A 19,843-nucleotide genomic window follows, 5' to 3' on the forward strand; every position below is an offset into this window, starting at 1 on the left:
TGATGCTCTCTTACGGCAGCAGGCGACGGCGCGGATTGACGTTCGATCCCAGTTCATAGGCGCCCGGACGGCGCCGGGTCAGGGCCAGCGCAAACCCCATGGTCAGCCCCATGGCCATCATGGACGACCCGCCATAGCTGATGAAGGGCAGCGTCATCCCCTTGGTCGGGATCAGGTTCAGGTTCACCGCCACATTGATGCAGGCCTGCAGCCCGATCAGCATGAACAGCCCCGCCGCCGCCGTCTGTTCAAACGGGTCGTTCAGCTTCATCGCCTTGCGCATCCCGCGAATGACGATGAGGGCGTAAAGCCCGATCATGGTCAGCGACAGCACCAGCCCGAACTCTTCGGCGCCGACCGAATAGATGAAGTCTGTGTGCAGGTCCGGCACATGGCGCTTCATCACCCCCTCGCCGATGCCGCGCCCGACCAGACCCCCGGCGCGGATCGCCTCGGAGGCGCGGTCGATCTGGTGGGTGTCGGTCGTCTCGGGCGACAGGAAGCGGCTCAGGCGATCGCGCATATGGCCGAACATGAAATACAGCGACACCACCCCGCCCGCGCCCACCGCCGCCAGCGCCGCCACCCACTTCAGCGGCACCCCGGCCATGAAGAAGACGGCCATGAAGGTGGTGGTGATCAGCAGTGTCTGGCCGATATCCGGCTGGATCAGCAACAGGCCGACCGTCAGCGCCCACATGCCGAAGGCGATGCTGACGCCGGGCACGCCCTCGCCCTTCTGGGCCTCGGCGAACATCCAGGCGGCGAAGACGATCAGGCCCGGCTTGGCGAACTCTGACGGCTGAAGACTGAACGGCCCCAGATTGATCCAGCGCGCCGCCCCCTTCACCGTGTCGCCGATGAAGGGCAGAGCCGCCATAACCACGATGGCGCAGGCCAGCGCCAGCACCGCGATCCGCCGCACTCCGCGCGGCGACAGCAGCGACGCCCCCAGCATCAGGCTGACGCCCATGGTCGAGAACACCATCATCCGCCACGAATAGTGGAAGGGATCACGGATCGATTCATCGGCCAGAATGGCCGCCGGGCTTGAGGCGAAACTCAGCGCCACGCCCAGCGCCATCAGCGTCAGCGCCGCGCCCAACAGGCCGCGATCCACCGTCCAGAACCAGCGCGCCACCATGCTCTGGTCGTTGCGCGAAAAGGGGTGGCTGTAGCTGTTGTGGGTCATGCGGCAGGCTCCGCCCGTGCGCCCAGGCTCAGGACGGCGGCGCGGAACGCCTCGCCCCGGACCTCGAAATCGGGAAACTGATCAAAGCTGGCGCAGGCGGGCGACAGCAGGACAACCTGCTCGCCCCCGGCCGCGGCCGCATCGGCGGCGGCCAGTTCAACGGCGCGCTCCATCGTCCCGGCCACGACGTGCGGCGTATCGCCCAGCGTCCCGGCGAAGGCGTCCGCCGCCTCTCCGATCAGATAGGCCCGCGCCACACGCGGGAACAGATCGCGCAGATCATTGATCCCGCCGTCCTTGGCCCTGCCCCCCGCGATCCAGAAGACGGAGGGGTAAGACGCCAACGCCTGCCGCGCCGCATCCGCATTGGTCGCCTTGGAGTCATTGATGAAGCGAACGGCGCCGAGACGTCCGACGGCCTCCATCCGGTGCGACAGGCCGGGGAAACTCAACAGCCCCTCGACCGCCGCCTCGTGCGACACGTCCAGGGCCCTCGCCGTGGCGTAGGCGAAGGCCGCGTTCTGGGCGTTGTGGCGGCCGGGAAGCGAGCGGGCGGCGGTCAGATCCGCCAGCACTTTATCGCCCGCCATCAAAACGCCAGCCGCTGCCGCATACCCTTCTCCCCTCGGGGGAGAAGGTGGGCCGCGAAGCGGCTCGGATGAGGGGGCCGCCAGATACGACTGCGTCTCTTCGGCACGGGACGCGACAGGGGACACGCCCCCCTCATCCGTCTTGCTCTGCAAGCCACCTTCTCCCCCGAGGGGAGAAGGAAGGGACACCACCGTCTCGACCCGCCGTCCCTGCGCGCGCAGATCCGCCGCAGCCTTCCGGCCCCATTCTTCATCCACGCCGACCAGCGCCAGCGCCTCATCATGCTGCGCCTGGAAGATCCGGCGCTTGGCGGCGACATAGCCCTCCATCCCGCCGTGACGGTCCAGATGGTCCGGCGACACATTGGTCAGGATCGCCACGTCCGGCGCGAAGCCCGTCGTCAGGTCCAGTTGATAGGACGACACCTCGATCACATAGACCGCATCCGCCGTCGGCTCAGGCAGGGCCAGCACCCCGATGCCGATATTGCCGCCGATATGAACCGTGAGGCCCGCCTGCTTCAGCACCCAGCCGATCAGGGCCGTGGTCGTCGATTTGCCGTTGGTGCCGGTGATGGCGACCACGCGCGGCCGTTCCCCTTGCGGCAGGGCGGCCAGCGCCCGCGCGAACAGCTCCACGTCGCCGATGACCGGCACGCCCGCCTCGTGGGCGCGCTCGACGCTCCAGTGCGGTTTCGGATGGGTCAGCGGCGCGCCCGGCGACAGTACAAGCGCGGCGAACCCGGACCAGTCAGCGCGGGTCAGATCCTCAACGACAAACCCTTCGGCCTCTGCCTGCATCCGGCCCGAGACGCCGTCGTCCCACAGCACGGGAACAGCGCCCCCGGCCTGAAGCGCGCGCGCCGCCGTGATCCCCGACCGCCCCAGGCCGAAGACCGCAACGCGACGCACCTCGAAGCCGGGAACGGGGATCATCGGATCAACGCAGCTTCAGCGTGGCCAGACCGGCCAGGGCCAGCATGGCGGCGACGATCCAGAAGCGGATCACCACGGTCGATTCCGGCCAGCCCATCTTCTCGAAATGGTGGTGGATCGGCGCCATCAGGAAGATGCGCTTGCCCGTCAGCTTGAAGTAGCCGACCTGGATCATGACCGAGGCCGCCTCGACCACGAACAGGCCGCCGACGATGCCCAGCACCAGTTCATGCTTGGTGGCTACGGCCATGGAGCCCAGCGCGCCGCCGAGGGCCAGCGAGCCGGTGTCGCCCATGAAGATCTTGGCGGGCGGCGCATTATACCAAAGGAAGCCCATGCCCCCGCCGATGATGGCGGCGCAGAAGATGGCCAGTTCGCCCGAGCCGGGCACATGGTGAACCTGCAGATACTCGGCGAAGACGAAGTTGCCGACCAGATAGGCGATAATGCCGAAGGCGCCCGCCGCCATCATCACCGGCACGATGGCCAGCCCGTCCAGCCCGTCCGTCAGGTTCACTGCGTTGGAAAAGCCGATGATGGTGAAGGCCGCAAACGCCACATAGAACCAGCCGACGTTCAGCAGCACGGCCTTCAGGAACGGAAAGGCGATCGACGTCTCCAGCCCCGGCGAGGTCGGCGACTGGGTCATCCACAGCACGGTCAGCACGCCGGCGATGACAGCCACCACCGTCTGGGCCGCCAGCTTCTGCTTTGACGTCAGCCCGGCCGAGGTCTGCTTCGTCACCTTGGCGTAGTCGTCGATGAAGCCCAGCACGCCGAACGCCGCCGTCACGCCCGAGACGATCCAGATATAGGGGTTGGTCAGGTCGCCCCACAGCAGCACGGCCACGCCGATGCCCGCCAGGATCATCAGCCCGCCCATGGTGGGGGTGCCGACCTTGGACAGGTGCGAAACCGGGCCGTCGTCGCGGATCGGCTGGCCCCGGCCCTGCTTGGCCCGGATCCAGTTGATGAAGCGGCTGCCCATCGCCACGGCCACAATCATCGAGGTCGCCATCGCCAGCGCCACACGCACCGTCTGATACTGGATCAGGTGCAGCAGCGGATAATCCTGAGCGACGTCCGCGTAATAGAGATAGAGCAGATAGAACATTTAAGCGGACTTTCCTCGGGCCACGGCGCCGTCGCGGGCCTCATGTTCGGCGAGGCCGAGATTTGCAAGCGCTGCCGCGACCAGCGACGCCTTCGATCCGTTCGAGCCCTTGACCATGACCATGTCGCCCGGCTGCACCAACAGGGCGGCCTCAGTCGCCAGTTCTGCGGCGGTCTCGCGCCACTCGCCGCGCAGCGACGGCGGCAGGGCCTCATGCAGCAGGCGCATCTGCGGCCCGGCCGTATGCACCACATCCAGACCGGCGGCGATGATGGCGGGGGCCAACCCCTCGTGCAGAGCGCGGCTGTGCTCGCCCAGCTCCAGCATGTCGGTCAGCACGACGACGCGGCGCCCGCCCGCCTTCAGCGACCGCGCGCCCAGACTGACGAAGCCCGCCTTCATCGACAGCGGATTGGCGTTGTAGCTCTCGTCGATCAGGGTGAAGGCGCCGCCGGGCACAGCGACCGTCCGCTCCTGCCCGCGCCCGGCCAGAGGCTGGAAGCCCGCCAGCGCCTGCAGCGCCGTCTCCAGCGACACGTCCAGCGCCTGCAGCATCAGGATGACGCACAGGCTGTTCAGCCCCCAGTGCACGCCCGACTGCGCGAGGCGATATTCGATGCGCCGTCCGTCCAGCTCGGCCGTGACGGTCGCGCCCCCGCTATCAGCCACAAACTCCAGCAGGCGCGCGTCGCAACCCGCCGCATGACCAAAAGTCCGCACCACGGCCCCGGCCTTCTCAGCCCCCTGACGCACGATGTCGGCATGGGCGTCGGCGGCGTTGACCACGGCGATCCCGCCCGGCGCCAGCCCCTCGAAGATGGCGGCCTTCTCGCGCGCCACGCCCGCCTCGCCGTCGGCGAAGGCTTCGATGTGCACCGGCCCGACCGTGGTGACGCAGGCGGCGTGCGGGCGCACGAAGGCCGACAGCGGCCCGATCTCGCCCGGATGGTTCATGCCGATCTCGAACACGGCGCGATCCGTGCCCTGCGGCATCCGCGCCAGCGTCAGGGGCACGCCGATATGGTTGTTGTAGCTCTTGATCGAGGCGTGGCTTGATCCCGCCAGATCAAGACCCGCCTTGATGGCCTGGGTCACGCTGGTCTTGCCGACGCTGCCGGTGACGGCGCCGCGCAGGCGGGCGCGGTCGCGCGCGGCGACGCCCAGCGCCTCCAAGCCCTTCAGGGTGTCGGGAACCAGCACATAAGGCCCGCCCTCGACCGGCCGGTCGACCAGCGCAACCGTCGCGCCTGCCGCAAAGGCGGCCTCGGCGAACTCATGCCCGTCGCGTGCGCCGTGCAGGGCCAGAAACAGGTCGCCCGGTTGGATCTCGCGGCTGTTGTAGGTCAGGCCCGAGACTTCAGCGTCGGGTCCATGAAGCCGTCCCCCGGTGGCCGAGGCGATGGCTTCGGCGGTCCAGAGCGGCGTGTGTGCGTCAGGCATGATCTTTCAGGGCTTCGGTCGCTTCGGCGGCGTCGTCGAAGGGATGCACCACCCCGCCGACGATCTGACCCTGTTCATGCCCTTTTCCGGCGATCACGACCACATCTCCTTCGCGCATCAGGGAGACGGCGTGGCGGATGGCCTCGCGGCGGTCGCCGATCTCCAGCGCGTCGGGGCAGCCTGCGCGAACCTGAGCGCGGATGGAGGCGGGGTCTTCGGAACGCGGGTTGTCGTCGGTGACGATGGCCGTATCGGCCAGACGCCCGGCGATCTCGCCCATCAGGGGACGCTTGGCCCGGTCGCGGTCGCCGCCCGCGCCGAAGACGACGATCAGCTTGCCCGTCGCATGCGGACGAAGCGCGTTCAGCACCGTCTCCAGCCCGTCGGGGGTATGGGCGTAGTCGACATAGACCTCGCCGCCGCGCGCGCCGCCGGGAATGCGTTGCAGACGGCCCTGCGCGCCCCGGATCAACTCCAGCGCCGGGATCACGCGGTCGGGGTCTTCGCCGCCGGCGATGCACAGGCCCGCCGCCACCAAAGCATTCGACGCCTGGAACGCCCCGGCCAGCGGCAGCAGGACGTCATGCACCCGGCCGCGCACATCGATGCTCAGGCGCTGGCCTTCCGGCGTCGCGCGGCGCGCCAGCAGGGTCAGGTCGCGCCCGCGCTCGCCGACGCCCATCACGCCCAGACCGGCCATGATCGAGGCCGAGGCGAAGGCCGAATAGGCGTCGGAGTCCGCATTCAGAACCGCCGTGCGCCCGCGCGGCAGCAGGGCCTCGAACAGGCGCATCTTGGCGGCGCGGTAGTCCTCCATCGTGCCGTGATAATCGAGGTGGTCCTGCGTCAGATTGGTGAAGCCCGCCGCCTTGATCGCCACCCCGTCCAGACGCCGCTGGTCGATGCCGTGGGACGAGGCCTCCAGCGCCAGGTGCGTGACTTCCTTGCGGGCCAGCTCGGCCAGCAGGCGCGCGGCTTCGGCGGCGTCGGGGCTGGTCAGGCCGGGGCCGGTCAGGGCGTAGGTCCTGTCGCCCTTCTGGCCGACGACGCCCAGGGTGCCCATGCTGGCCGACTTCAGGCCCATGCCGGCCCAGATCTGGCGGCAGAAGTTGGCGACCGAGGTCTTGCCGTTGGTGCCGGTCACGGCGACGCAGGTGCGCGGCTGTGCGCCGTAGAAGGCGCGCGCGGCGATGGCGTAGGCCCGGTGCACATCGCCCGATCCGACCAGAACCGGCGCCGCGCCTTCCGGCGTATCCGACGGCGCCAGAACAGCCGCCGCGCCCTTGGCCAGGGCCTGCGGAATGAAGGCGCGGCCGTCGGCCTGCGTCCCCGGCAGGGCGACGAACAGGGCGCCGGGCACGACCTGACGGCTGTCGGCGGTGACGGCGGTGATCTCGGGATCCGAGGCCACGTCGCGGCGCAGCAGTTCGGAAAGACGCAGGTGGGCGGCGGGAAGGCTCATCGGCCGTCGCCCTCCACGTCCTGGAACTCGGGGATCTTTTCGCCCAGCGCGGTGGACCAGCGGTCAGCCTTGCGCTCGACGCCCAGGAAGCCCGCGATGCGGTTGGCGATCCGGCCCACAGCGGGCGCGGCGACATAGCCGCCGGTGCGCGGATAGACGCCCGGCTCGTCCATCAGGACGAAGACGGTGTAGCGTTTGGCGTCCACCGGCCCGTCGGCGGGGAAGACCCCGGCGAAGGAGCCGACGGCCACCGCCGGATTATAGCGGCCGTTGACCAGCTTGTTGGCCGAGCCCGTCTTGCCGCCCATGCGCAGACCCGGCGCATCGGCGAACCGGCCCGAACCGCGCGTCACGTTGCGGCGCATCAGGTCCAGCATGACGGCCGACGTCTCGGGCGAGACGACCTGATGCGTCTGGGCGTTCGGACGCCCGCCCTTGCGCAGGGTCGGCGCCACATAGCGCCCGCCGTTGCTCAGCGCGCCATAGGCCGCCACATACTGGATCGGCGTGACCATGACGCCATAGCCGAAGGACAGCGACGCCAGGGTGCTGTCGTCCCACTTGCGCACCTTGGGCGGGGCGGCCGATTCCTTCAGCTCGATCGGGGCGGCGTCCAGCAGGCCCAGACGGCGGAAATAGTCGCGCATCACATCGCCGCCCATCTCGACCGCCAGTCGCGAGGTGCCGATGTTGGACGAATGCAGATAGACCTCCTCCAGCGTCAGCACCTTGTTGGTGGCGTGGAAGTCGGTGATGCGGCGCTTGCCGATCTGCAGCGCCTGAGAGGCGTCGAACAGGGTGTTCATGTCGGCCCGGCCGGTGTCGATCCCGGCGGCGACGGTGAAGCTCTTGAACACCGAGCCCATCTCATAGTGGGCCGAGACGACGCGGTTCAGCGTGGCCTCTTCCGGCGCGGCGTTGCGGCGGTTGGCGTCATAGGTCGGCCACGAGGCCATCGCCAGAATCTCGCCTGTCTGCACGTCGGCGACGACGGCGACGGCGCCCTTGACCTTGTGCTCCTCGGCGGCGATGGCCAGTTCGTTCTCAACCACGCCCTGAACCCGCAGGTCGATGGACAGGGGGAAGTCCTCGCCCGCCACGCCCGCCGCGCGGATTTCCTGATTGAAGGCCAGTTCGGCGCCCGCGACGCCCTCGCCGCCCGTATCAGAACGCCCGATCAGATGCACGGCCGAGGTCCCAAGCGGATAGACGCGGCGGTCCTCCGGCTCGAACGTCACCCCGCCCAGCGCCAGCCCGTGAACCGCCCGGCGCTCGGTCGGCGTCAGGCCGGTCAGCACGATCAGGCGGCGCTCGCCGCTCATCACCTTGTCCAGCCGCTTGGCCGAGATGCGCGGCAGGGCGCGGCGCAGCTGGGCCTTGGCCGCCGGAATGTCCCAGACCTCGCGCGGGTCGATGTAGAGGCCGTAGTGGGTGATGTTGGTGGCCAGCAGCTGGCCGTTGCGATCCACCAGATCGGCGCGCGTCAGGGCGCCGGGGTTGAAGCCCGCCCCCGCCCCGCCGCGCGGCGTCAGCAGGGCCGCGTGCGCCGCGCCCAGCGCCAGCCCGGCGAACACCACGCAGAAGACGGCCATGATCAGGAAGATGCGGACGCGGGTGTCTTCTTCCGGGCGGGCGTCGGCGCGGGCGCGCTCGAACGAATGCTCCAGATTCCACACCAGAGAGGCGACCCAGCGCCCCCAGGCCGAAACGGCGCCGCCGAAGGTCGCCTGCGGACGGCCGCGATAGCCGCCCATGCCGTGATGGTCATGCACGCTCATGGCGCCGCCTCCACAGCCGGTTTCTCAGCAGGTTTTTCAGGCGGAACAGGCGCGATTTCAGGCAGGGTCGCCTCGCCCGCCTGCTTCTTCACATCGACCGGACCCAGGCCGATCTCACGCGACAGGGCCTCCAGCCGCGCGGGCTGCTCCAGCCGCGTGACCTCGGCGCGCAGCAGGCGGACCCGCTCGCGGTTTTCGCGGATATCGCGCTCGATACGGCTGATCTCGGCGCTTTCGCGGGCGGCGGCCGCCTTGGCGATATAGACCGAGAAGACCAGCGCCAGCACGCAGGTCACGCCGATGATCTCGACGCAGCGCACGCCGCGCACCTTCCACTCGAACAGGCGCTTGATGGGGGCGGGCATGGCGATCATGCGACCCTCCCCTTCACCGCGCCCCAGGCCGGGGCGCTGGTGCGGACGCCTGCACGCAGCTTGGCCGAGCGGGCGCGGGGGTTGGCGGCCAGTTCAGCCTCGCCCGCCTCGCGCGCGCCCTTGAACAGCAGGTCGAAGCTGGGCCTGCGCGTCTCGACCGCGACCGGCGCGTGGCGCGATCCGCCCGGCGCATTGCCGGTGCGCTCGGTCATGAAGGCCTTGACGATGCGATCTTCCAGCGAATGGAAGGTGACGACGACCAGCCGCCCGCCGGGCGCCAGCGTCGCCTCGGCTGCTTCCAGCCCGCGCTCCAGCTCGCCCAACTCGTCGTTGACGGCGATGCGCAGGGCCTGAAACACGCGGGTAGCCGGATGGATGGCGGCGCCGCGACGCCCGCCCAGAGCCTTCTCCACCACCTCAGCCAGATCCAGCGTGCGGGTGAACGGCTGCTCGACCCGGCGACGCAGGATGGCGGTCGCGACCCGGCCCGACTGACGCTCGTCGCCATACAGCTTGAAGATATGGGCCAGCGGCCCGTGGTCCCAGGTGTTGACGATGTCGGCGGCGGTGACGCCCTCATCGCTCATCCGCATGTCCAGCGGCCCGTCGCGCATGAAGGAGAAGCCGCGCTCGGCCTGATCCAGCTGCATGGACGAGACGCCGATGTCGAAGACCGCACCGTCCAGCTTCGCCTTGCCGCTCTCCTCGAACGCCTCGGACAGACCGGAAAACGGCGTGCGGATCAGCTGGAAGCGCTCGGGGAAATCACGCGCCACAGCCTCGGCGAACGGCTGCACCGTCGGGTCGCGATCCAGCGCCACCACATCGGCCCCGCGCTCCAGAATGGCGCGCGTATAGCCGCCCGCGCCGAAGGTGGCGTCGATCACGACGTCGCCCGCCATGGGCGCCAGCGCCTCGATCACCTCGGCCAGCAGAACGGGCGCGTGCGGAGAGGTCATGCCGCCCCTCCCGCCTTCGCCTGACCTTGGGCCTGACGGCGCATCTCGCCGAACTGCTTCAGACCCTCGCGCGCCATGCGACGCTGCTCGGCGCGGTGCGCGGCCCACTTGTCCTTGTTCCAGATCTGGAACCGCTCGCCGACGCCGTAGATGACGACGGTGTCGGACAGGTCGACCTCAGCGCACAGATGTTCCGGCAGGGTGATGCGCCCGCCCGAGTCATAGGCCAGCGGCTTCTGCTCGCCGAAGATCGAGGCTTCCAGCGCCGAGCGATAGGGATCGCCGAACGGCAGGCTTTCGATCACCGCGCGATATTCGGCGAACAGCTTGTCGCCGCCCGCTTCCAGACAGTCCGCTTCGATGGAGGGAAAGCAGAAGACGCCGTGCTCGGCGCCGTTCTCAGCCGTACGGAATTCCTGAGGGATCAGGAGACGGCGCTTGCCGTCCAGCTGCTTCTCGTAGGTCGAGAGAAACACGCCCTGCCCAATCGAACCCTGCGGCCCGTCCCTGAAATCCGTTGAAAAAAGCCCACGCGTCGGGCGTTCGGCCCCTACTCATGAGCCATTGGGATAGCATGGGACAGAATGGGCCTCAATGGGATTAGTTGACGCCCTTTAACCTAATTTGCGGTTCCGAAGACGTCGCCACGACTGTAAAATCGGAACATACACAGAACAAAATGAGTATTCACAGCCTGTGGACGGGTTCTAAGGCCTTGATTTAAACGGAATGGTTAATGAGCACCCCTCTCCCGATGGGAGAGGGCTTGAGCGCACGAGAGCATCAGCGATCGTTCTTGCGCGAAAGGGTGAGGGTTCGCGGGTGAAGTCGGCCGAAGGCTGCGGCTGACTGATGGCGATACGGCTTACGCCGACTGAAGGGACAAGCCCCTCACCCTTTCGCTTTGCGGATCGCCTTCGGCTCTCCGAAGCTCAAGCCCTCTCCCGCCGGGAGAGGGTCAGCAATAACACCCTCAAGCAGCGCAAAGCGCGGTAGGGCGAAATATAAAGCCAGACGGCCTGTAAGCCGGGTTCTGTTCCGCCCGAAAGCGGCGACGATCATTCCTCTGGACCGCCCATTGCTGGACGGTTCTCGCGACCTACCCGGACATCTGGGGCGGTGAACCCTGCGGAGCGAGCCCCGCGCGATGTCCCTATTTGGTCTTGCTCCAGGCGGGGCTTGCCATGCCGTCGACGTTGCCGCCGACGCGGTGGGCTCTTACCCCACCCTTTCACCCTTCCCTGAGCCGAAGCCCAGGCGGTTTGCTTTCTGTGGCGCTGTCCCTCGGGTCACCCCGGGCGGGCGTTACCCGCCGCCTTTTCACCGTGGAGCCCGGACTTTCCTCGACAGGAGCAAGCCCCCGCCGCGACCGCCCGGCCGTCTGGCGAGCGCTAGATGCGCGCGAATGGGGCGAAGGTCAATGTGAGACACGCGCCACACCTCTCCCTCCCCGTCCCGGGGAGGGTGGTTGAGCCCGAAGGGCGAAACCGGGTGGGGGCGGCAGGGCGATACGGACACGGCCGAAACCGCTTCTTCCGCCATTACCATCAGGTCCGGTCAAAGGATGACGAAGGAAGGCAAGGCAGCGCCTGCATCACCTCGCCCTCCCCACCCGGTCGCTGCGCGACCACCCTCCCCGGGACGGGGAGGGAGAGGTGCGGCGCTTGGTTTAATCCAGCACGCCCGTCACGCTCTCGACCGAGGCCAGTTGCAGCAACCCCACCAGACGCGCCCGCGTCTCGCCGTCGGCCACGCCGTCCACCCGATCCGGCCGCCAGTGACGCTGAAAGGCCTCGACCGTCAGGCGGGTCTCCTCGTCATAGGCGCCGCCCGGCTGCAGCCCATAGCCCAGCCGGTGCAGGCCCGAACGCAGGACGATGACGCCCAGCCCCTCGTCTCCCGGCGACAGGGGCGCGCCCAGGGCGCCGATGCGCTCCGGCGCCGGGTCGAACCACAGGCCGTGCCCGGCCTCGGCCAGACGCTTCCACGGGAAAAGCTCGCCCGGGTCCTGCTTGCGCTCGGGCGCCATGTCCGAGTGGCCGATGATGCGGGCGTCGGGGATGGACCAGCGGGTGCGGATGTCGCCGATCAGGGCGATCACCGCCTCGATCTGCGGTTCAGGAAACAGGCGATAGCCGAACTCATGGCCCGGATTGACGATCTCGATGCCGATGGAGGCGGCGTTGACGTCGGTCTCGCCCTGCCAGGCGCCGCGCCCGGCGTGCCAGGCCCGGCGTTCTTCCGGCACCAAACGCAGGATGGAGCCGTCCTCATCGACGACATAGTGGGCCGAGACCTTGGCCTCCGGGTCGCGCAGACGCTCGATCGCCGCCTCGGCCGTCTCCATGCCGGTATAGTGCAGCACCAGCATGTCCGGCGGGCCGCGCCGGGCGTCGAAGTTCGGAGATGGCGCGTCGGTATAGGCGGTCATGACGGGCCGATCAGCGCCCTTCTTTTTCCCAGCCGTAGGCCACCCAGGTGTCGCCGACCTTCCTGGCGTCGATCACGCCGTCATCGCGACGGCGGCGGGCGGTCATGGCGCGGCGGGCGCGCAGGGCGAAACCGGCGAAGAAGACCAGCACGCCGGCCACCAGGGCGATCATCGCCACAGCGGCGGCGGTGAAGACCGCCAGCAGGGCGCCCACGGTCACGGCCAGCGCCGTGGCGACCAGACCTGCGACCCAGACGAAGGGGGCCAACAGGCCGGAACCGGGCCGACGGCGCGCATTGAAACCCAGCTGGCCCATCGGGTCGGAGTTGATCATCTACTCAAAGCCTCTCTCAGCGTCCTGATGAACGCCTGAGGCGTAATGTCGGCCCATCAACATGAACGGTCAATGGACTGCGACATCACGCACCAGTCACTTTACGGATCGGGGCGCGCCTCAGAAGGCGGGCTGGTCGGCCAGAACCACCGCCCCGCTGCTGCGCATCCGGTCCGTCTCGACCCGGTTCAGCATGGCCTGTGCGGCCGGATCGCCCATGACCTGACCGACCTTGACCATGGCCTCAGCCGCCTGCCCCGAGGCGCCGAAGGCGGTCGCCAGCGCTTCCCACGGCGTCTGCGGCTGCGGGAATCGCTTGAAGCGGACCACGTCCGACGACGGGATCTTGGCCAGCTGCCGCGCCTTGGCCACGGCCTCTTCCAGACCGCCCAGCTGATCGACCAGACCCAAGCCATGCGCCTGAGCGCCGGTCCAGACGCGGCCCCTGGCGATCTCGCGCACGCGCTCGACCGGCAGCTTACGGCCCTTGGCGACGCGGGCGACGAACTCTTCGTAGATGCGGTCCATCGAGGCGGCGAAGGCCGCACGCTGGCCCTGATCGAAGCCCTGCACCGGCGAGAAGGCGTCGGCATAGTCGCCGCCGACCGACAGGCCGCGCATGTCGACGCCGAAACGGCCCAGCGCATCGGCCAGCACGAACTTGCCGCCAAACACGCCGATCGAGCCAGTCAGGGTCGAGGGCTGGGCCACGATCCAGTCGGCCTCAGAGCTGATCCAGTAGCCCCCTGACGCCGCATAGGCGCCCATCGACACCACCACCGGCTTGCCCGCCGCCTTGGCCGCGCGCACGGCGGCCAGAACCTGCTCCGACGCTTCAGGAGAACCGCCCGGCGAGGAGACGCGGAAGACGATGGCCTTTACGTCCTTGTCCTCGATCGCCTGATAGATGGCCTTGGCCGTGTCGTCCGAGCGGATGCTGGTCCCGCCGCCGAAGGGCGAATCGTTGGCGCCGCGACCGGTCATGATGGCGCCCTCGCCGCCGACGATGGCGATGGCCGACTTGGCCGAACCCGAGCCAGAGGTCGTGCGCGTCCCCTTCATCGAGGCGTATTCGCTGAATTTGACGATCTTGGCGTCCTTGCCCGCCTTTTCCTTGGCGGCGACTTCGGCTTCCTCGACCTGACCGATCTTGTCGACCAGCTTCAGCGACAGGGCCTGATCGGCCGAATAGGGACCGGCCTCGATGACGGCCTTCAGGGCCTCGGGCGTGGTCTTGCGGTCGCGGGCGATGTTGGCGATGGCGCTGTCGTGGATCGAGCCCATCCAGGCCAGCATGGCCTCGCGGTGCGGCGCGGTGAAGTCGCTCTGCGTATATTCGTTAACCGCGTTCTTGTATTCATAGCGCTGTTCGAAGTCGGCCTTGACGCCATACTTCTGGAAGGCGCGGCCCAGGAAGACGCTGTCCGCCGACAGGCCCACAGCCTGGAAGTTCGCCGTGTTCTGCAGCCATAGCTGATCGGCGCTGGAGGCGACCATATAGCTGGACATGACCGCGCCCACCGGCATGAAGCCCTGGCTGTGCGCGATCACCGTCTTGCCCGAGGCGCGGAAGCGGGCGATCGCCTGACGCACTTCATCGGCCGAGGCTGGCGTCATGCCCGCTTCGGGCGCGCGCACCAGCAGAACCTTGACGTTGTCGTCGGCGGCGGCCTGAGCCAGCACGTCCACGACCTGAATCACCGACAAGCCCGGCCCGCCGAAGGCTGCGAAGGGATTGGTCGGCGTCTGATCGGTCAGGCCGCTGCGCAGATCCAGTTCCAGCACCGTATGGGCGGGCGTCGTCGGCTTGGAGGCCCCGGCCGCCATGGCGAAGAAGATCAGCGCCACCACCGGCAATACGATGAAGAAGGCCACAAGCCCGGCGAAGACGCCCAGCATGGTGAGGAAGAACTGCTTCATGGGAAGGCGTGCGTCCAGGATCGCGGCCAGAGGTGGCCAAGCATGAGGATAAAGCCCCTGCCCGCCGCGTCAAATGAACGGACGGTAATGAAGCCATGAAAAAGGGCTCGCCGTCGCCAGCGAGCCCTCTTCATTTCATCCGGGCGGGATCACCGCCCGATGTCATACGTCCCGGTGATGTCGATGCGAACCGACAGTTCGCCCGCCGAGATGGGGGTCGAGGCGCCGGCGTCCATCGAAGCGGCGCGGGCGTACATGACCTCCGGGCGCGGCTGCGGCGCATAGCCGCCGCCTTCGGTCAGCGAGCGCACCTGGCCCAGTTGCACGCCCATGGCCTGGGCATACAGACGCGCCTTGTCCTGCAGGGCGCGCACGGCCAGCACGCGGGCCTGATCCTCGGCCGCCTTCGGATCCTTCAGGCCGAAGCTGATGCCGTCGATCTGGTTGACGCCCGCAGCGACCACGGCGTCGGCCGTCGTGCCGACCTTGGTCAGGTCATTGATGATCACCGTGACGCGGTTCGACGCCTGATAGCCACGCAGCTTGGGCGATTCGTTCTGCTGATAGTCGTATTGCGCCGACAGGTTCAGGCCCGAAGTCTGGATGTCGCGCTCGGCGACCCCGGCGCGGCGCAGGGCGGCGACGACGCGGGTCATCTGCTGGGCGTTCTGGGCCATGGCCTCCTGGGCCGTCGGCGCCTCGGTCACAACGCCGAAGTTGATCGTGGCCTGATCCGGCGCGACCTTGACCTCGCCATAGGCCGACAGGTTCAGGGCGGGTTGTTGAGCCATGGCGTGCACCTGCATCGGAGAAGAGCCGCCGGGCTGGGATTGAGCAGATGCGACGGCCGGCGCCGCCAAAGTCATCAGGGCCGTGCCCAACATCAGGGCGCGTGCGGTGCGGGTCATGGGGAGGTCTCCGTCGAAATCATTCCGGCAGGCGTGTTCGCCAGCCACGACCGAACTTAGCCGTTTCAAGCTGAACAAACGCAAAATCCCCCCATGCAGGTTCCGTTCATCCGCATGAAAAGCGCGACAGATCGAAGGCGGCTTTGCAGCAGCGACGACGCCTGCTAGGCACAACCTTCTGTAGTGCTTCGCGGCGCGTGATCAGCCGCCCGGGGGCGTGTAGCTCAATGGTTAGAGCCGACCGCTCATAACGGTCTGGTTGGGGGTTCGAGTCCCTCCACGCCCACCACATCCGAACGCCATCGTTCAAGGACGCCCCATGCCCGCCCTTCTGCTCGCCGCCCTTCTGGCCGCCGCTCCTTCGCCCGAGTTCGAGACGCTGGAGCCGGTCCCGGCGGCAACGCAGGGCGAGGCTATTCCCGCCTGCACCGCCGATCGCCGCTGGTGCGCCCTGATCGAGGCGGACGAATCGGACGAACAGCGGGTGCTGCGCCTGTATGACGGCGCGCCTGACGGCCGGGCGCCCGTGGCCTCTCACCCAATCGAAAGCGAAGTCTCCGAAGGCGTCTGGAAGCCCGGCGCCGTCCTGCGTCGCGCCGGAAGCGACGAGATCATTCTCGGCGCCGACATGGAGCTTCAATCCATGTATTCGGGCGGCGGGGGGATGGCCTCCTATCGGACCCTGATCCTTTTCGCGCCCGGCGCGGCGCCGCAGGAGATTCTGACCGTTCCCCTGTCCGGCTCGCTGATGATCCGCGCCTGCTTCGGTCCCGAGACGATCAAACAGCGCGCCGGCGCCTGCCACGATGAATATGAGTTCGACGCCAAACTGAAGGCCGAGGGCGACGCCTTCCCGCCGCGCCTGACCTATGCCTCCACCGCCACGACCTTCCCCGGCCGGGTGTCGCGTAGCGAAGATTCGCTCGCCAAGCCGCCGCTGAAGCCCGCTGATCTGGTCAAGGCTGTCGACGCCGAATGCAGCGTGCAGCGCGTCTTCACTTTCGATCCGGCATTGAGCGCCTATGTTCCTGACGCGCCGCTGCCCGAGTGCGGCGACTATACTGTTCCTTGAGACCGCGTTGAGCCTCGCCTGATGTCCTATGTCGCCCGTGACGACCGCCCCGCCGACAAGGCCGAACGCTACGCCGAGGTCGAGGCCGAGATTCTGGCCGTGCTGGACGGCGAGCCGAACCTGACGGCGCGCATGGCCACCGTCGCGTCGATGCTGGCCGACGCCTTCCCCGTCTTCTTCTGGACCGGCTTCTACGTCGTGGACGCGGCCAAAGGAGATGAACTGGTGGTCGGCCCCTATCAGGGCACGCTGGGCTGTCTGCGGATTCCGTTCAGGCGCGGCGTCTGCGGCGCGGCGGCGAAGACCCGCCGGACCCAGGTGGTCGAGGACGTCCACGCCTTCCCCGGCCATATCGCCTGCGACAGCCGCTCGGCCAGCGAGATCGTGGTCCCGGTGCTGAACGCGGCGGGCGAGTTGATCGCCGTGCTGGACGTGGACGCGACCGAGACGGCGGCCTTCGACGCTGTGGACGCCGAGGCGCTGGAACGGCTGATGGCCAAGGTGTTCGGCGCGGGTTGAAGCCACTCCCCTCTCCCGATGGGAGAGGGCTTGAGCCTCCAGGAGCCGGAGGCGACTGGCGCAGGCGAAAGGATGAGGGTTCAGCCCTGTCAGTCGGCGTCAGCCGTCGCGCGACGGCCTTCGGCCGACTTTCCCCGAGAACCCTCACCCTTTCGCGCCAGAACGATCGCTGCGCTCTCGTGCGCTCAAGCCCTCTCCCACCGGGAGAGGGTTCCGCACACGACGCCCACGCCCGCCCGTGCTACCTCCCCCTTCATGCGGATCGGAATCGACTTCGGCGGCACCAAGATCGAGGCGGCGGCGCTGGATGCGTCGGGCGCCTTCGCGGCGCGCATCCGCGAACCGAACCCCGGAACCTATGACGCCGCGATCAGCCTCGTCGCCGGCCTGATCGCGCGGGTCGAGGCCGAGGCAGGTCCGGCGCAATCGGTCGGTCTGGCCATTCCCGGCTCGCCCTCGCCGCGCACCGGACTGATCCGCAACGCCAACTCGACCTATCTGAACGCCCGCCCTCTGGCCGAGGATCTACAGGCCGCACTGAAACGCCCGGTGCGGCTGGCCAACGACGCCAACTGCCTGGCCCTGTCCGAGGCCGCCGACGGCGCAGGCGCGGGCGCCGCCAGCCTGTTCGGCGTCATTCTGGGCACCGGCTACGGCGGCGGTCTGGTCATCGACGGCAGGCTGGTCGAGGGCGCGCACGCCGTCGGCGCCGAGGTCGGCCACATCTCCCTGCCCTGGCCCTCGGCGCACGAGGCGCCCGGCCCCGCCTGCTGGTGCGGCCTGAACGGCTGTCTCGAAACATGGGTGTCCGGCACGGGCTTCCAGCGCGATCATGAAGTAACGACCGGACGGGCGTGGACGGCGCAGGCCATCGTGGATGCCGCCCGCGCAGGCGATGCACAGGCCGCCGCCGCGCTGGACCGTTACATCGACCGGCTGGGGCGCGGTCTGGCCATGGTGGTCAATCTGGCCGACCCGGAGGTCTTCGTGCTGGGCGGCGGCATGTCGAACGTGGGCGAGCTTTACGACCGCCTGCCGCCGGTCGTGGCGCGCCATGTCTTCTCCGACCACTGGGACGGGCGGATCGTCCCGGCGAAGTGGGGCGATTCCTCCGGCGTGCGCGGCGCCGCGCGGCTGTGGGACGCCTGATCCCCGATTGCCTGATCCCGGATTGATCGGGCCGCGCGCCCCGCTATGGTTCGCGCCGAACCGTCAGGAGCAGGAAGCATGAGCCAGAGAGTCGTCGCGATCACCGGCGGATACGGCGCCCTTGGCCGGGCGGTCGTCGAGGCGGCGCAGGCGCGCGGCCTGTCGGTCGCCGTCATCGGCCGCACCCCGCCGCGCGCGCCGAACCCCGACATCTTCGAGATCAACGGCGTCGACCTGACCGACGCGGCTCAGGCCAAGGCCGCGATCGAGGCTGTCGTCGCCCATTACGGCCGTCTGGACGCCCTGCTGAACATCGCCGGCGGCTTCGTCTGGAGCCCGGTCGAGGGCGACGGCGATGAATTCGACCGGATGCACGCCCTCAACGTCAAGACGACGCTGAACGCCAGCCGCGCCGCCCTGCCCCATCTGAAGGCCTCAAGCGACGGCCGCATCGTCAACATCGGCGCCAACGGCGCGATCAAGGCCGGGCACGGCATGGGCGCCTACGCCGCGTCAAAGGCCGGGGTCCATCGCCTGACCGAAGCGCTGGCCGAGGAGCTGAAGTCGACCCCGGTGACGGTCAACGCCGTCCTGCCCTCCATCATCGACACGGCGGCCAACCGCGCCGACATGCCCGACGCCGATCCTTCGAAATGGGTCGCGCCCGCCGATCTGGCCGCCGTCATCCTGTTCCTGGCCTCGCCCGAGGCGCGGGCGGTGACGGGCGCCCTGATCCCCGTCATGGGCAAGGTCTGATGCGCGCGCGCAGCGTCCTCTATCTGCCCGCCTCGAACGCGCGGGCCATCGAGAAGGCCCGCACCCTGCCCTGCGACGTGGCGGTGCTGGACCTGGAGGACGCCGTCGCGCCCGAAATAAAAGCCGAGGCCCGCGCGGCCGCCGTCGCGGCGGCGCAGGAAGGCGGCTTCGGCCCGCGCCTCGGCGTGCGGATCAACGGCCTGGACACGCCGTGGGGCGCCGACGACCTGAAGGCCCTGCGTGACGCCCCCGTCGAGTTGATCGTCGCCCCCAAGGTCGAGAGCGCAGCCATGGTTCACGCCCTGTCGGCGGCGCTGCGTTCTGGCGTCGATTTGTGGGCCATGATCGAAACGCCGCGCGCGCTGGTGGATCTGCGCGACATCGCCGAAGCGGACGGCGCACTGAGCGGCCTGATGCTGGGCGTCAACGATCTGGCCAAGGACCTGAAGACCGGCCCCGCGCCTGACCGCGAACCGCTGAAGCCGTGGCTGGCGGCGGTCGTGGCCCACGCCCGCGCCAACGGTCTGAGCGTCATCGACGGCGTGTTCAACCGCATCAAGGACGAGGCCGGGTTCGCGGCTGAATGCGCGCAGGGGCGGCTATATGGTTTCGACGGCAAGAGCCTGATCCACCCTTCGCAGATCGAGGGGGCGAACGCGGCGTTCGGTCCGTCGTCTGACGAAATCGAATGGGCGCGCAAGGTTGTCGCCGCCTTCGCTGCGCCCGAAGCCGCCGGGCTGGGCGTCCTCCGCGTCGAGAGCGAGATGGTGGAACGGCTGCATCTTCAACAGGCGCAGGCCTTGCTGGCCAACCTCTAAATTCCTTCTCCCCTTGAGGGAGAAGGTGGCAGGCGGAGCCTGACGGATGAGGGGTGTGAGCGCGCCCTATCCGAACGACGCTCTACACGAA

18 protein-coding genes, 1 tRNA gene and 1 other RNA gene are annotated in these 19,843 nt (G+C 68.6%); 6 read left to right on the plus strand and 14 right to left on the minus strand.

Annotated elements, in window-relative coordinates:
- Nucleotides 1-10: 10 nt before the first annotated feature.
- The 14 genes from ftsW to ACORJG_RS10645 all read right to left on the minus strand — a co-directional run bounded on the left by ftsW (nucleotide 11) and on the right by ACORJG_RS10645 (nucleotide 15,438).
- The gene (gene ftsW, locus ACORJG_RS10580; RefSeq protein WP_427788987.1) at nucleotides 11-1,192 is read right to left on the minus strand and encodes a putative lipid II flippase FtsW; all 1,182 of its coding nucleotides are present in this window, start codon (nucleotides 1,190-1,192) and stop codon (nucleotides 11-13) included.
- Entirely contained in the window at nucleotides 1,189-2,718 is a 1,530-nt protein-coding gene (locus ACORJG_RS10585) for a Mur ligase family protein (protein WP_427788988.1), read from the minus strand. Before ACORJG_RS10585 ends, ftsW begins: the two co-directional genes overlap by 4 nt.
- 4 nt (nucleotides 2,719-2,722) lie before the next feature.
- Complete coding sequence (mraY, locus tag ACORJG_RS10590; RefSeq protein WP_427788989.1) at nucleotides 2,723-3,832, minus strand: phospho-N-acetylmuramoyl-pentapeptide-transferase; 1,110 nt, start codon at nucleotides 3,830-3,832, stop codon at nucleotides 2,723-2,725.
- A complete protein-coding gene (locus ACORJG_RS10595) occupies nucleotides 3,833-5,272 on the minus strand; it encodes a UDP-N-acetylmuramoyl-tripeptide--D-alanyl-D-alanine ligase (protein WP_427788990.1) in 1,440 nt (479 codons plus the stop codon). It abuts the gene before it with no gap.
- Nucleotides 5,265-6,734 carry a UDP-N-acetylmuramoyl-L-alanyl-D-glutamate--2,6-diaminopimelate ligase gene (locus ACORJG_RS10600; RefSeq protein ID WP_427788991.1) on the minus strand — a complete coding sequence of 490 codons (1,470 nt, stop codon included), beginning with the start codon at nucleotides 6,732-6,734 and terminating at the stop codon, nucleotides 5,265-5,267. The genes ACORJG_RS10595 and ACORJG_RS10600 overlap by 8 nt, the downstream gene beginning before the upstream one ends.
- Nucleotides 6,731-8,512, minus strand: a complete 1,782-nt coding sequence (locus tag ACORJG_RS10605) for a peptidoglycan D,D-transpeptidase FtsI family protein (protein ID WP_427788992.1) — start codon at nucleotides 8,510-8,512, stop codon at nucleotides 6,731-6,733. Before ACORJG_RS10605 ends, ACORJG_RS10600 begins: the two co-directional genes overlap by 4 nt.
- Nucleotides 8,509-8,886: a cell division protein FtsL gene (ftsL, locus tag ACORJG_RS10610; RefSeq protein WP_427788993.1), complete on the minus strand. Its 378-nt coding sequence runs from the start codon at nucleotides 8,884-8,886 to the stop codon at nucleotides 8,509-8,511. Before ftsL ends, ACORJG_RS10605 begins: the two co-directional genes overlap by 4 nt.
- Nucleotides 8,883-9,845, minus strand: coding sequence for a 16S rRNA (cytosine(1402)-N(4))-methyltransferase RsmH (rsmH, locus tag ACORJG_RS10615; protein ID WP_427788994.1), 963 nt, complete (start codon nucleotides 9,843-9,845; stop codon nucleotides 8,883-8,885). The genes ftsL and rsmH overlap by 4 nt, the downstream gene beginning before the upstream one ends.
- Complete coding sequence (locus tag ACORJG_RS10620; protein WP_427788995.1) at nucleotides 9,842-10,321, minus strand: division/cell wall cluster transcriptional repressor MraZ; 480 nt, start codon at nucleotides 10,319-10,321, stop codon at nucleotides 9,842-9,844. The genes rsmH and ACORJG_RS10620 overlap by 4 nt, the downstream gene beginning before the upstream one ends.
- 530 nt (nucleotides 10,322-10,851) lie before the next feature.
- An RNA gene (gene rnpB, locus ACORJG_RS10625) (RNase P RNA component class A) lies at nucleotides 10,852-11,230 on the minus strand.
- A 284-nt stretch (nucleotides 11,231-11,514) separates the two neighbouring features.
- Complete coding sequence (locus ACORJG_RS10630) at nucleotides 11,515-12,276, minus strand: N-acetylmuramoyl-L-alanine amidase (protein WP_427788996.1); 762 nt, start codon at nucleotides 12,274-12,276, stop codon at nucleotides 11,515-11,517.
- A 10-nt stretch (nucleotides 12,277-12,286) separates the two neighbouring features.
- On the minus strand, nucleotides 12,287-12,610 hold the full coding sequence (locus ACORJG_RS10635; RefSeq protein WP_427788997.1) for a hypothetical protein: 324 nt from the start codon (nucleotides 12,608-12,610) through the stop codon (nucleotides 12,287-12,289).
- Between the two features lie 120 nt (nucleotides 12,611-12,730).
- Nucleotides 12,731-14,530: a signal peptide peptidase SppA gene (gene sppA / locus ACORJG_RS10640; RefSeq protein ID WP_427788998.1), complete on the minus strand. Its 1,800-nt coding sequence runs from the start codon at nucleotides 14,528-14,530 to the stop codon at nucleotides 12,731-12,733.
- Nucleotides 14,531-14,679: 149 nt separating this feature from the next.
- Entirely contained in the window at nucleotides 14,680-15,438 is a 759-nt protein-coding gene (locus tag ACORJG_RS10645; RefSeq protein WP_427788999.1) for an SIMPL domain-containing protein, read from the minus strand.
- 213 nt (nucleotides 15,439-15,651) lie between these two features.
- Here ACORJG_RS10645 and ACORJG_RS10650 point away from each other — a divergent pair.
- From ACORJG_RS10650 to ACORJG_RS10675, 6 genes are all read left to right on the plus strand, one after another.
- Nucleotides 15,652-15,727 (plus strand) — tRNA-Ile (locus tag ACORJG_RS10650).
- A 30-nt stretch (nucleotides 15,728-15,757) separates the two neighbouring features.
- The gene (locus ACORJG_RS10655) at nucleotides 15,758-16,510 is read left to right on the plus strand and encodes a hypothetical protein (protein WP_427789000.1); all 753 of its coding nucleotides are present in this window, start codon (nucleotides 15,758-15,760) and stop codon (nucleotides 16,508-16,510) included.
- A gap of 21 nt (nucleotides 16,511-16,531) precedes the next feature.
- Complete coding sequence (locus ACORJG_RS10660) at nucleotides 16,532-17,029, plus strand: GAF domain-containing protein (RefSeq protein ID WP_427789001.1); 498 nt, start codon at nucleotides 16,532-16,534, stop codon at nucleotides 17,027-17,029.
- A 255-nt stretch (nucleotides 17,030-17,284) separates the two neighbouring features.
- Nucleotides 17,285-18,178 carry an ROK family protein gene (locus tag ACORJG_RS10665; RefSeq protein ID WP_427789002.1) on the plus strand — a complete coding sequence of 298 codons (894 nt, stop codon included), beginning with the start codon at nucleotides 17,285-17,287 and terminating at the stop codon, nucleotides 18,176-18,178.
- A gap of 78 nt (nucleotides 18,179-18,256) precedes the next feature.
- Nucleotides 18,257-18,934 (plus strand): SDR family NAD(P)-dependent oxidoreductase, encoded by a 678-nt coding sequence (locus ACORJG_RS10670; RefSeq protein ID WP_427789003.1) that lies wholly within the window; start codon nucleotides 18,257-18,259, stop codon nucleotides 18,932-18,934.
- Complete coding sequence (locus ACORJG_RS10675) at nucleotides 18,934-19,752, plus strand: HpcH/HpaI aldolase/citrate lyase family protein (RefSeq protein ID WP_427789004.1); 819 nt, start codon at nucleotides 18,934-18,936, stop codon at nucleotides 19,750-19,752. The genes ACORJG_RS10670 and ACORJG_RS10675 overlap by 1 nt, the downstream gene beginning before the upstream one ends.
- Nucleotides 19,753-19,843 lie beyond the last annotated feature (91 nt).

The sequence above is a fragment of the Brevundimonas diminuta genome, from assembly GCF_050310045.1.
In the GTDB taxonomy this organism is placed as follows: Bacteria; Pseudomonadota; Alphaproteobacteria; order Caulobacterales; family Caulobacteraceae; genus Brevundimonas; species Brevundimonas diminuta_F.

Bases quoted from the DNA above. Each gene is read 5' to 3' on its own strand.
- ftsW (WP_427788987.1), bottom strand. From the start codon at position 1,192: ATGACCCACAACAGCTACAGCCACCCCTTTTCGCGCAACGACCAGAGC.
- ACORJG_RS10585 (WP_427788988.1), bottom strand. From the start codon at position 2,718: ATGATCCCCGTTCCCGGCTTCGAGGTGCGTCGCGTTGCGGTCTTCGGC.
- mraY (WP_427788989.1), bottom strand. From the start codon at position 3,832: ATGTTCTATCTGCTCTATCTCTATTACGCGGACGTCGCTCAGGATTAT.
- ACORJG_RS10595 (WP_427788990.1), bottom strand. From the start codon at position 5,272: ATGCCTGACGCACACACGCCGCTCTGGACCGCCGAAGCCATCGCCTCG.
- ACORJG_RS10600 (WP_427788991.1), bottom strand. From the start codon at position 6,734: ATGAGCCTTCCCGCCGCCCACCTGCGTCTTTCCGAACTGCTGCGCCGC.
- ACORJG_RS10605 (WP_427788992.1), bottom strand. From the start codon at position 8,512: ATGAGCGTGCATGACCATCACGGCATGGGCGGCTATCGCGGCCGTCCG.
- ftsL (WP_427788993.1), bottom strand. From the start codon at position 8,886: ATGATCGCCATGCCCGCCCCCATCAAGCGCCTGTTCGAGTGGAAGGTG.
- rsmH (WP_427788994.1), bottom strand. From the start codon at position 9,845: ATGACCTCTCCGCACGCGCCCGTTCTGCTGGCCGAGGTGATCGAGGCG.
- ACORJG_RS10630 (WP_427788996.1), bottom strand. From the start codon at position 12,276: ATGACCGCCTATACCGACGCGCCATCTCCGAACTTCGACGCCCGGCGC.
- ACORJG_RS10635 (WP_427788997.1), bottom strand. From the start codon at position 12,610: ATGATCAACTCCGACCCGATGGGCCAGCTGGGTTTCAATGCGCGCCGT.
- sppA (WP_427788998.1), bottom strand. From the start codon at position 14,530: ATGAAGCAGTTCTTCCTCACCATGCTGGGCGTCTTCGCCGGGCTTGTG.
- ACORJG_RS10645 (WP_427788999.1), bottom strand. From the start codon at position 15,438: ATGACCCGCACCGCACGCGCCCTGATGTTGGGCACGGCCCTGATGACT.
- ACORJG_RS10655 (WP_427789000.1), top strand. From the start codon at position 15,758: ATGCCCGCCCTTCTGCTCGCCGCCCTTCTGGCCGCCGCTCCTTCGCCC.
- ACORJG_RS10660 (WP_427789001.1), top strand. From the start codon at position 16,532: ATGTCCTATGTCGCCCGTGACGACCGCCCCGCCGACAAGGCCGAACGC.
- ACORJG_RS10665 (WP_427789002.1), top strand. From the start codon at position 17,285: ATGCGGATCGGAATCGACTTCGGCGGCACCAAGATCGAGGCGGCGGCG.
- ACORJG_RS10670 (WP_427789003.1), top strand. From the start codon at position 18,257: ATGAGCCAGAGAGTCGTCGCGATCACCGGCGGATACGGCGCCCTTGGC.
- ACORJG_RS10675 (WP_427789004.1), top strand. From the start codon at position 18,934: ATGCGCGCGCGCAGCGTCCTCTATCTGCCCGCCTCGAACGCGCGGGCC.